Source organism: Paenibacillus anaericanus, assembly GCF_003994475.1.
Lineage (GTDB): Bacteria > Bacillota > Bacilli > Paenibacillales > Paenibacillaceae > Fontibacillus > Fontibacillus anaericanus.
The window spans coordinates 1-11,921 of sequence record NZ_RZNY01000022.1 but is presented as its reverse complement, the minus strand read 5'-3'; the positions used below and the strand labels follow the sequence as shown (position 1 = coordinate 11,921).

Annotated in this window: 11 protein-coding genes; all 11 read right to left on the bottom strand. The window is 44.9% G+C overall.

Annotation, left to right across the window (positions count from 1 at the left end):
• Positions 1–105: 105 nt before the first annotated feature.
• Entirely contained in the window at positions 106–1,227 is a 1,122-nt protein-coding gene (locus EJP82_RS20965; RefSeq protein WP_127194022.1) for a glycosyltransferase family 4 protein, read from the bottom strand.
• 109 nt (positions 1,228–1,336) lie between these two features.
• Positions 1,337–2,113, bottom strand: coding sequence for a WecB/TagA/CpsF family glycosyltransferase (locus EJP82_RS20960; RefSeq protein WP_127194021.1), 777 nt, complete (start codon positions 2,111–2,113; stop codon positions 1,337–1,339).
• Positions 2,110–3,243, bottom strand: coding sequence for a polysaccharide pyruvyl transferase CsaB (gene csaB / locus EJP82_RS20955; RefSeq protein ID WP_127194020.1), 1,134 nt, complete (start codon positions 3,241–3,243; stop codon positions 2,110–2,112). The genes EJP82_RS20960 and csaB overlap by 4 nt, the downstream gene beginning before the upstream one ends.
• Positions 3,216–5,234: a DUF5693 family protein gene (locus EJP82_RS20950; protein ID WP_127194019.1), complete on the bottom strand. Its 2,019-nt coding sequence runs from the start codon at positions 5,232–5,234 to the stop codon at positions 3,216–3,218. The genes csaB and EJP82_RS20950 overlap by 28 nt, the downstream gene beginning before the upstream one ends.
• Before the next feature lie 358 nt (positions 5,235–5,592).
• Positions 5,593–7,311 carry a phospho-sugar mutase gene (locus EJP82_RS20945; protein ID WP_127194018.1) on the bottom strand — a complete coding sequence of 573 codons (1,719 nt, stop codon included), beginning with the start codon at positions 7,309–7,311 and terminating at the stop codon, positions 5,593–5,595.
• A gap of 57 nt (positions 7,312–7,368) precedes the next feature.
• Entirely contained in the window at positions 7,369–7,791 is a 423-nt protein-coding gene (gene fabZ, locus EJP82_RS20940) for a 3-hydroxyacyl-ACP dehydratase FabZ (RefSeq protein WP_127194017.1), read from the bottom strand.
• A 279-nt stretch (positions 7,792–8,070) separates the two neighbouring features.
• On the bottom strand, positions 8,071–8,277 hold the full coding sequence (locus tag EJP82_RS20935) for a DNA-directed RNA polymerase subunit beta (RefSeq protein ID WP_127194016.1): 207 nt from the start codon (positions 8,275–8,277) through the stop codon (positions 8,071–8,073).
• Positions 8,278–8,289: 12 nt separating this feature from the next.
• Positions 8,290–9,111 carry a flagellar hook-basal body protein gene (locus EJP82_RS20930; RefSeq protein WP_127194015.1) on the bottom strand — a complete coding sequence of 274 codons (822 nt, stop codon included), beginning with the start codon at positions 9,109–9,111 and terminating at the stop codon, positions 8,290–8,292.
• 44 nt (positions 9,112–9,155) lie between these two features.
• Positions 9,156–10,034, bottom strand: coding sequence for a flagellar hook-basal body protein (locus tag EJP82_RS20925; protein WP_127194014.1), 879 nt, complete (start codon positions 10,032–10,034; stop codon positions 9,156–9,158).
• Positions 10,035–10,122: 88 nt separating this feature from the next.
• Positions 10,123–11,118: a rod shape-determining protein MreB gene (gene mreB / locus EJP82_RS20920; RefSeq protein ID WP_127194013.1), complete on the bottom strand. Its 996-nt coding sequence runs from the start codon at positions 11,116–11,118 to the stop codon at positions 10,123–10,125.
• Between the two features lie 234 nt (positions 11,119–11,352).
• Complete coding sequence (spoIIID, locus tag EJP82_RS20915; RefSeq protein ID WP_127194012.1) at positions 11,353–11,637, bottom strand: sporulation transcriptional regulator SpoIIID; 285 nt, start codon at positions 11,635–11,637, stop codon at positions 11,353–11,355.
• Between the last annotated feature and the right edge of the window lie 284 nt (positions 11,638–11,921).

Here is an 11,921-nt window from a genome sequence, read left to right as displayed (position 1 = left end):
AAAGTATTGATTCTCATAAACAAAACAACCCCCGCTACAATAGCGAGGGTTGTCCATTAGGCATATGAGAAATCTGTATGATTGCAACTGATTAGAAACACTTTACTATTTCGAACCGCGCTCCGCACCCGCTTTGACGCGTAGTCTCGCGATGAAGTCAAGAACGGGACGCTTAGTCTTGCCGATGAGGCCGATGACCTCTGCGCCAATCTGCAGGAAGAATACCATGACGCAAATGACTACGAAAGTAACCCAGTTCGCGTTGTACATGGCAGCAGATGATTGAATGATCGCGAGTACGCCGAAGAATGCGGCGATACCGTAGATGATCAATACGGTCTGGCGGTGAGAGAAACCAAGTTCACGAAGACAATGGTGTAAATGCCCCTTGTCCGGTGAGAAGATCGGCTTCTTCTGTCTCCAGCGACGTACGATGGCAAACAAAGTATCCGAGAGTGGTACGCCGATCAAAATCAGCGGTGTTAAGAATGAAACGATAGCAACTTGTTTGAAACCCAGGAGTGAAAGTAATGCCAAACAGAATCCCAGGAACAATGCTCCAGAGTCACCCATAAAAATCTTAGCTGGATGAAAGTTAAAGAATAGGAATCCGATAATGCTACCCAGCAATAATAGGGACAATAGCGCAACAACTACGTTGCCCATCAAGAATGCCATCACAGCAATCGTACCAATGGCAATTGCAGACACACCTGCCGCTAAACCATCCAGTCCATCGATCAAGTTAATCGCGTTCGTCACACCAACAATCCAGAGAATAGTGAACGGAATAGCGATCCAACTTTCCACCGACGCATACGTATGAAACGGTATATTAGCAAATTCCAGTTGAATATCAAATCCGAATACAACCACACAAGCTGTAGCAATCTGATACAGGAATTTCAATTTAGCATTCAGATCGAAACGGTCATCAAGCGCGCCCAGCAGCAATGTCATTGAACCACCGACAAGAAACGCTTTGACGAAATTTACCTCGCGGTCCGTAAAGTTCACAGGAATGAAGGGAAGAACAATAAAAAACACAATAATAAAAGATAAATAAATACCCAACCCACCAAGTCTAGGCATGATGCGCGTGTGAACCTTACGTGCGTTAGGAACATCAACAGCACCGACTTTGATAGCAAACTTCTTCACGAGCGGCGTCAGCCCTATTGCCAAGCCCATTGCTAGAATAAACCCAATGGTGTAGATAATCCACATGTATATTTCAACCCCCAATTATTCGTGCCGGAATGAATTATACTCCCTTTAATGAGAAACACCAACCCCGCATTTAAGCAATATTACGCTGTTTTATACGAAATTTCAATCATTTAGTGATGTTTTCTCTGTCATGCAGCACCCACAAGGCAAATTTCGGCAGTGCAAGCATTCTTCTAAAGCGAGTTGGTTCCTTCAAAAGCCGATATAACCATTCTATCTTCAGTTTACGGAATAACATGGGGGCTCGTTTCGTCCTACCAGATATTACATCAAAGCTTCCGCCCACACCCATGATGACTGGAACACCTAGTTCTTCTTTGTGCTTTGCAATCCAAGGCTCCTGCGTATCAGCACCTCTAGCCACAAACATCAGATGCGGAGCAGCTTGGACAATGTTGTCGATCACTTCTCGATCTTGTTCCGGACCGAAGAATCCATCACGGTATCCAACTATTTCAGCCGTAGGATACTGCAGGGCTAACCGCCTTGCCGCCTCTTGAATCACTTCTTTGCTCGCTCCAAGCAGATATACTCTCCAGCCATGACGATCTCCTTGCTTCATTAACTCATGAAGCAAATCAAACCCAGGAACCCGTTCAGTTACTGGATCACCGCCCATTTTCGCAGCCCAGACGACACCCGTTCCATCAGGTACGATTAAATCGGCTTGCTGCATCATCTTCTTGTATGCAGGGTCTTCCTTGGCAGCCATCATCATGATCGGATTAGCTGTAATAACTTGATGTGGTCTTCCCGACGATACAACCTCGCTCAGATAGGATACTGTCTCCTTCATCCCCCACTTGCAAAAAGGAACTCCGAAGATAGATACAGTAGGCACGGCTTCCACTGAATTTGCATTCACTTTGTTCACGCTACTCATCCTTTGCTCCGTAAATATTCGACAATTCTGCGCGCAGGAATTCGCGACTCTGCCTTCAAATCAGCAATTTGCGTCGCATGGTTCAAGCGCCATGCCTCGCCTTCCAGCAAGAGGCGTTCGCCTTCTTCCACTAAGGCATGAGGATCAAGATCTTCGCTCGTTCCGATCGGCAAGAGACCGATTCGACCAAGAAAATGATCAATCTTAGGATCATAAGACACACCCAGCATAGGCACATTTTGTGAGGCAGCATAGATCAAGCTGTGTAACCTCATACCAATAAGCAAACTAGAACGACTGACTTCACGCAACATATCTTGGGGATGTTCTACTTCCTTTGCTATGCTGATCCTACTACCGTTATCTTGAACATTTCCAATACGATTCATCAAATATCGGGAAGCTTCGTCATCACCCGGGAAATGAAAAGGTAAGAACCGGATATGCACCGGAACACGTAAACTGAGCAATCTTAACCCTTCGGCCAACTCGTTCAACTCGGTCCGTTTTGGATTCCAGTAGCGAACAGATACGCCAATAATCGGGAGTCCTCTGGTGGTTGGTCCGCTTTTCGGATCATCCTGACCTTCCGGAAGACTTAGGCCCATAACAGGGTCAGGAACCACCTGGATTGAATCGTCTTGAATTCCCATGCTGCGGAGCAGTTCGGCAGACTCCACATCCCGCACGGAAATATATTTACAGCGCCGGAACACCGAAGCAATTACCCCATGGAACAGCTTGCGGTTAACCGGGCCAATTCCTTGAGCATAAACAAAAGTAGGCTTTCTCATCCACTGGGCTAATTTGATCACACCCAGATAATACGGAATGGATTTTGAACCGGTTACGTCCTGCAGGAGACTTCCGCCTCCACTGATTAGTCCGCTACTGTTCTTAATAGCGTTCCTAACCTCACCGAGTTTCATCCGGTGTACGGCTCTTACGCCATACGTCCGAGTTGTCCATTCGGGGTCAATCGACAGAACCACCGGATTAATTTGCATACCGATAGCTCGTCCTTCTTCTTCTAACGCAGTTAGGATCGATTTCAGTACCGCCTCGTCCCCACTGTTACGAAATCCGTAATAACCGGAGATAACTATGGTTTTAGTAGAAGCGGTGACCATTTATCCCAGCACCTTTCAATGACATACCATACCAAAGTAAGTACTAATCCGAAGATCAATCCTAGACCTAAACCGAGTACACCACGGATCAAGGAAAGGACAGCCGGTGTATGGATATGTGCAAATGTATCAACCATCGATAACTGACCTATAACCGCGACAATCATCACGTAAATAGCTGGACGGTAACGGAACGCTGCGAATATACCAACGATAAATAGTGGATGCGCAAGCAAAAACTCCTTGTTTCGTGGCCGTACGCCAAATGTATTCTCTAAGAATGAACGTAAAGTCGCTTCGCCTGGGAGTAACGTGCCCCCATTTCCAGTACGAGACAAGTAAAAGTATCCTGCCACAGCTAATACCGCGAATGCACCTACCCATAGTAGCGTAACCGGTGTTTTGATCCATTTCAGCAGTTCCTGCCAAATCGATTTGCCAAGGTATAGGAATACATATACAGCAGTCAAAAAGATCGGAACAAAGTGAAGCAAGCTAACACCTCGGAACTGATTAAGAACCAAACTGTAAGTAATATTGTTAAGTAACGCGATAACAAAAGGCACTGCTGCAAGTGATAATATTGCTGTTTTTAAATATAAAACAATCGTGTGAGTCAACCTACGTCCAGCAGACATATCCGGTATCGTCTCATTAACTTCTCGGATCTTCCGAATCGCCAGTATCATTGCAATTGTTGGTGCGCTAGTTGCAACAAGTAACGCTAAGGCCTGTTCTAATAAGACAGGTTTCAGTACAAACAAACCCGCAGAACCAACCAAGCCCACTGCAAGGGATGCCAACGTAAGCGATGGTATGAACACAGAGACCAGTAAGGCACAGAACGCTACGCCACCCAAGACTACAATTGCCTTCAGATACTTCTGCCAAGAAGCATCTACCACTTTGAAGGCCTCTGCTTGTCCGAGTTCAAAACCATTATCCTCAATAGACTGGATTGCATTGCCCGGAGCTTGTAGTGAACCAATCAGATTATCAATGGGATTCGATATGATTGATTTGACTACATCCTTAGATGGTGAAGCATTTAAATAAATCATACGGATATTCCGATCCTTCGTACCTAATACGAACTTGTCAGCCAATTTTAGACTGTCCAAGTTAGCATCAACATCAGACAAGGAGAAGAGTCGTACCATATTGTAGTCTGTTAAAAAGGCCAACTTATTGAGCCCTTTTTGTGGAGCTTTCAGATTCTCAATGGTTATGAGCCCAATATTATGCTTCTTCAGCAACTCTGCGAAGCCTTCAAGGCTGTTCATCGCCTCGTTGTCGCTATATCCCTTCACTGCATCTCCGTCAAATAGGATACGCTTCACACCGATCTGCTCATAATAAGCTAAAAGCTCGTCCACATCGTCCTGATTATAACGAATCGTATCTGACATACGAGGAAGGATGTTAAATCCTTTGTCCTGCAGTTTCGCAATAGCTATCGGATCCGGCTGCATCGATTTGAGTACCGCTTCCTCTGGTGCCATTCCAAGAACTAAACCAGCATGTTCTCCATATGTCCAAGGCTTAACTGAGACATCCATATCCTCAAAAGCCTTCTCTATAATTGGGCGAAGCTGCTGCTCGTTATCCGAGCTGGTAAATGCGATATACGTCTGGTTGCCATAATCCGAAACAACAGACTGGTTCATTTTTGCTACATCCGACGCATTGAAAACCATAATCCGACGCGCCTTGGTCAACTCGTCAAGCGTGCTTTCAAACACCGCCATTGTACTTATGCGGGCCTCTTTCAGTTTATCCAACTGCTCATCAATAAACGCAGCAGGATTCTCCTTAAGCGCTGATATTTCTAGTAAACCGCGATAATTGAAAACAAACTCTACCTTTTTTGCAGACGATTCCGTCTGAACCCGCTGATATATCACTGGCAAAGAAGCCACGATTCCGACAACCACCAATAACCATAACCATTTGCGGGAAGCGTTATTCCACCGCTGCCAACTCCGAATCACAAACGTACCTCCTCATTATAAAAACCATTTACTTTATTCTGCTATGCAAGTTTAATCTGTCGTATATATAATGCCAGTTCTGAAGAATCAGTCGTACTTGCCGACTCACCATCCCTTGCCTCTTTTGCATCATAAGCCTGCGCATCGAATAGCCTTAGAAATAACGGGAGATCCTTGAGGGAAAGGTGACACTCATACCGTGATAGTATGATTGTCTTCTTTCCCCAAAAAATACTCCAAAAAGGGCTTATCAAAACCTCAATTTAACGTTAGACAACTAAAATTCAATCCTATTCCCGCATGATGACTGTACTAAGCAAGTTAGTTGTACAAAGACACACACATGTCTTACCAATACTTAGGCGTCTACACGCCCCAAAACTTCTTCTTGTAGTCGTGCAAGCCGAGCCTTCGCATCCTCATTTGAGGTGCCACGCACAGCGAAATAGAATTTGATCTTCGGCTCTGTTCCTGATGGTCGAAGAGTAAACCACGAACCATCTTCAAGTAAGAATTTCAGTACGTTCTCTTTCGGCAAACCATCCAATCCCAAAGAGTAATCTAGTAATTCAGATACCTGAGTACTGGCAATTTCCTTTGGTGGGTTACTGCGGAAATCATCCATCAGTGCGCCAATTTGAGCCAGACCGTCTTTACCCTTCAAGGTCCGTGAACTCAGTGCCTCACGGTAATAACCAAACGTAGCGTAAAGCTCTTCGAGTACATCGATCAATGTTTTGCCCTGACGTTTATAGAATGCTGCAGCCTCACAAATGAGTGTAGACGCTACAACAGCATCTTTATCACGTGCATAATTGCCGGCTAAATAGCCATAGCTTTCCTCATATCCGAACAAATAGGTATACTCACCAGATTCCTGAAACTCATTCATCTTCTCACCGATATATTTAAATCCGGTTAGCGTGTTAAATACCCTTGCGCCATAATGACGGGCAATGGTTGCACCCAGTTCGCTTGTGACGATGGTCTTCACTACCGCACCATTTGAAGGAAGCTTACCTTGTTCTTTCAATTGGCTTAATACGTAATGGACGAGGATCGCACCGGACTGATTACCCGTCAAAATCTCATATTCTCCATCCGCAGTTTTTACTACTGCGCCCATACGGTCTGCATCTGGATCGGTACCGATCAGAATGTCGGCGCCAACCTTCTTCCCAAGTTCGATTGCTAGTGTAAAAGCTTCACGTTCTTCAGGATTTGGTGACTTCACCGTCGAGAAATTAGCATCCGGTTGTTCCTGCTCCTTCACGATATGCACTTGAGTAAACCCAAGTTTGTCGAGTGCACGGCGCACAGGCAAATTACCTGTTCCATGCAGAGGAGTGAAGACAATCACAACATCCTTTGCTGCCCCAGAGGTCATCAATTCACGGTTAACACTAGTTGCTGCAACCGTTTCAGCAAAATCCTCATCCTCTGCTTCCCCGAGCCATTGTAGCAGCCCTTGAGCTTCTGCCTCTTCCTTAGTCAACCGTTTCACTTGCGCGAACGATACTAGTTCTTTAATGTTTGATATTACTACCTCTGCTTCATGCGGTACAAGCTGACCACCTGAGGCATTGTATACTTTATAACCATTATACTCCGGTGGGTTATGACTCGCCGTCACAACAATACCACCCGTAGCGTTCAACTCGCGGACAGAGAAAGAAAGCTGTGGTGTTGGACGCAGAGACGGAAACAGTTTAGCAACAATCCCATTGCCTGCTAGTACAAGCGCAGCCTCAAGTGTAAACTCAGGTGAGAAGTGACGGCAATCATGAGCGATCACTACTGAAGGACGTCCCTCTTTGTCACCATGCGCTTCAAGTATATACTGTGCAAAACCTTGAGTTGCCAATCCAATTGTATAGCGATTCATCCGGTTGCTTCCCGCGCCAATCACACCACGAAGCCCACCCGTACCAAACTCCAAGTCGCGATAGAAACGATCCTCCAGTTCAGCCGGATCATTCTCCAATGCACGAAGTTCCTGCTTTGTACTCTCATCAATAGAAGGGTCCTGTAACCAGCCCTCTACTTTCTCTCTAATGGTTGAATTTAGTTCTGTCATGATTTGTTTCTCCTCCTTGAGTAAAAATCAAGTATAGTTATGCCACTTTTGCATGTCTTATGACAAGGCAAACATAATTTCACCTTCTGCAACAATCTTATCTTCTACTTTAGCAACGGCCTTGCCTTTACCAAACGAACCTTTAAGACGGATAATTTCTACTTCAAGACGCAGCACATCTCCGGGAACGACTTGTCCACGGAAGCGGAACCCATCTAAACTGGCAAGAAATCCAATCTTCCCCCGGTTGCTCTCCACACATAAAATAGCGACAGCTCCAACTTGCGCAAGGGCCTCTGTTATCAGAACACCAGGCATAACAGGATAACCAGGAAAATGGCCGGCAAAAAACGGTTCATTAACCGTAACATTCTTAATACCTACTGCCCGCTTGCCTTCCTCCAGCTCAATAATGCGATCCACCAGCAAGAAGGGCGGACGATGTGGAATGATCTCTTGAATTTGATTTGAATCTAACATATGTATTACCCCTTTCGTATTTTATCAATGAACCATCAAATCTGTATAAAACAACCTAAGGTCGGTCACACTGTAACTATCCTTAGCATCTGCAGAAGCGAAGGTTAAGATAAGGGGCTTATCCGTATGCAGCCACAGGCCGTATATTGATTAAGCCCTTTGATCATTTGGTTGTTGATTTAATCCTCTAAGTTCACACTAATCCATCATCATTATACATTTTCCTCGTTTAAAAAGAAAACTCCCGTCGCCGGGAGTCTATAATCCATTTGTTGTTAATTACGGTGCAAATACCAAATCGAATACATGTTTCCATGTTGCTATATCCATGACACTTCCGAGATCTTGTTTGCCAAGCACGACATAGCCTACAATTGCCCCTCCAAAGAGGGCCAAGACAAGAAATAGAATGATCAGAACAACTTTCAGCAATGCCATCCATCCCGATCGCTTCTTCTTGGCGACCGGACGTCTCTTCTGATTCATGAAACTCTCCACCTATCCACGCAGGTTATTCGCCAAGCCCATCATAGTTTCACTGGATGTGAGTGCGCGAGCCGCAAGTTGATAAGCCCGTTGCACCTGCATCATATCCGCCATTTCTTTAGTGAGATCAACATTAGATTTCTCTAGAGCCCCTTGTCTAATATGGGCTTGTTGATTCTCTGGCAGCTGCCAAGTATCTGTGAGAATGTCGTCCTCAACAGCACCGGTAGCCAGCACAAACATATTGTCATCCTTCTGCACCAGTGCATTTGGACGAAGTGGACTCTTCAATTGAAGAGCACCAATCTCAGTTTGTTCATTTCCTTTGGTAGCTACGATATTTCCATCCCGATCAATTTGCAACGTAGAACCTGAAGGAACCTCGATACGATCGCCTTCTGCGTTTAACACATAATGCCCCTGATTCGTTACCAAATAGCTTAATTCTGAATCCACTGGATTGGGCTGGATGTGAAAATCACCTGCTCTGGTATACCCCTTCACACCACCCGCAGCCTCTATAGCAAAAAGCCCATTGCCTTCGATCGCAAGGTCCGTCAAATTCCCTGTATCTACAATTGATCCTTGTGCAAAATTAAGCGTTGCGGTCGTTGCTTGTGAACCAAATCCCAGATTAAACCCAGATGGAGTTGCACGCCCATCTAGCTTAAATTCAGAACTTTGTTCCTTCACACGGGTTAGCGTATCCTCAAATGAGGATTCTTTACGTTTGTATCCTGTTGTATCCATGTTAGCCATATTATCAGCAATTAAGTCCAATCGTTGCTGAATTCCGCTCATTGATACCATGGCGCTAATCATAGAGTTATTCATATGACACCTCCTGAATTAAAAACGATAGTTGTACTGTAATTCTATTAAACCCGACCAACTTCGTTAACCGCTTTGTCTAGAGTTTTGTCATAGTATTGAATAATCTTCTGATTGGATTCATACGCCCGCTGTGCGGCGAGTAACTCTACCATCGCTTGTGATGGATCTACAGTAGACGATTCCAGGTAACCTTGGCGCACTTCCGCAGCATCCGCTACGTCCAATGCCCGAATATCAGCAACTCTTTCATCCTCCGCACGAAACACACCGTTACCCTCACGAACCAGTTCTTGAGGACGGTTTATAACTTTGATACCCATAGCTACATTTAAAGGTTGTCCATCACCAATTAGATTACCCTTGCTATCCGTGGTAAGCGTATTAATTGATCCATTCAATACTATCGCATTACCTTGCTCATCAAGCACACGATAGCCTTGAGATGTCCTGAGCTCCCCTGCAGCATTCACAGTAAAGCTCCCATCACGAGTGTAGCGTACGTTATCCTTATTATCCATAACAGAGAAAAAAGCTTGCGGACGGTAGGTCACATCACCGTTCTCACTCACATGTTTGCCAGTAGCATCAAATACCATGGCTTCTCCCGTTGCCGGGTCAATCAAACCAAGGCTGGATACCAAGGAAAAGTCAGAGTTATTTCCCGTCTCTCTAAGATCACCTTGCGTGTACGACGACAAGCTCTCTTCCGCAAACACCCCGGTCGTCAACTTCCCAATCTTGCGAGATGTAGGTGACGAACTATCACCCACAAGTGAAACCATCATTTCCGGAAAAGAATGCTTCACACTATCGACCTGTTTGTAACCCGGTGTATTCATGTTCGCGATATTCTGTGTTACCGTATCATGACGCCGTTGCTCTGTGATCATACCGGATGCTGCGGTATAGAGTCCTCTTAACATGAAAATAACCTCCAGACTTGATGACTATATGTATCTTATTTCAACTATGGTCACGTCATTTTTAGTTCATTTCATTTATATCGGCGAATTAGAATCTTTTCTTAATAACCCGATCCAAATTATCCAGCATAATGCCTGTCCCCTTGACGACACAATGCATCGGATCTTCGGCAATCAGTACGGGCACGCGCAATTCTTCGGCGAGTAGCTCGTCCAATCCATTCAGAAGGGCCCCTCCTCCTGTAAGTATCACGCCACGATCAATAATATCAGCAGACAATTCTGGTGGAGTCCGCTCTAATACTGATTTGGCGGCAGCAACAATCGCAGCCACTGAATCCATTAGCGCTTCCTGTATTTCTCTTGCTGTAATCGTTACCGTTAGCGGAAGACCTGAGACCATGTCTCTTCCTCGGATATCCAGTTCGGCTGCTCTACCCATCGGGTGTACTGTACCGATCGCAATCTTGATATCTTCTGCTGTTCGCTCCCCGATCATCAACTTATACTTTATCTTGATATATTTAATAATGGCAGCATCGAACTTGTCTCCAGCGACTTTAATAGACGAAGCCGTGACGATGTCTCCCATAGAGAGCACCGCCACATCCGTCGTCCCTCCACCGATATCGACAACCATGTTACCACTCGGCTCATAAATATCCATACCCGCTCCAATTGCAGCGGCCTTAGGCTCCTCTTCCATAAATACTTCCTTGGCGCCACAGTGTTCCGCCGCTTCGCGAATAGATTTCTGTTCTACTGAGGTAATGTTTGTTGGAGCACAGATGAGCACGCGCGGGTGGCTATACCAACTTCTCCCACCTACTCGATCGATGAAATATTTCAACATCATTTCGGTTACTTCAAAATCGGCAATGACTCCATCCCTAAGCGGGCGGATCGCAATAATATTGCCTGGTGTTCGGCCGACCATACGTCTAGCTTCTTCACCAACAGCAAGAACACGTTTTGCGTCACTATCAATCGCCACTACGGAAGGTTCGTTAAGTACAACTCCCTTTCCTTTGACATGAATTAGCACATTTGCCGTGCCTAAATCAATACCAATATCCTTGCTCATCGTTTGTTGCTCCCCCAAAGCGTATTTTGTTGACACATTTAAATTTTATATGGAAAAGGTTTCCCATCATTCCGTCATTTTAAAGGTTATAATTCTACAAAAATCTGAAAAATCCTTTATAACTCGGGATCTATGGATAAAAATCCACATTCTTATACCATATTTAAAAATACCATACTTTGGGGGGAGTGTTCAATAACGATCGTGCAAAGTTGTAAATATATTACTTCTCACTTAATTTACTGAGCTAATCACCTCTCGTTTCGTTTGCCCTTTTTTCTTGTATTTGATTTTTGTCGCTTCTCCTCCTCGAAGGTGTCTGATGGATTTGTGATATTCGAGAATGTGCTTGACCTGATCCGCCAAATCCGGATTGATCTCCGGTAAACGCTCGGTTAAATCCTTATGCACCGTGCTTTTTGATACGCCAAATTCCTTGGCTATGGTCCGAACTGTGTGCCGAGTCTCCACGATACAGCGACCTATTTTTATCGTACGCTCCTTGATGTAATCGTGCACGCTCCCGCCTCCCTTACTCGCGATAGTTTGGTACATTATATGAGGGGCGGGCCTATATATTCTTTGTTTCCATGTATGACAAGCCTAGGCGAGGCCATTTATTTTCGCAGAAGAAGTTGTCCTTATGGATCTTTTGGGATGATTGGAATAAGAATTCAGGCTGTAGATTGCGACTTTATTGATTATGAGCATGCCCTGTATAATAATTTTTGGACGCAACAAAAAAAAGCAGAGAGCATGAGCTCAATGTCATTAAGATAAGCTCAAAACGAAACCGAGAATAA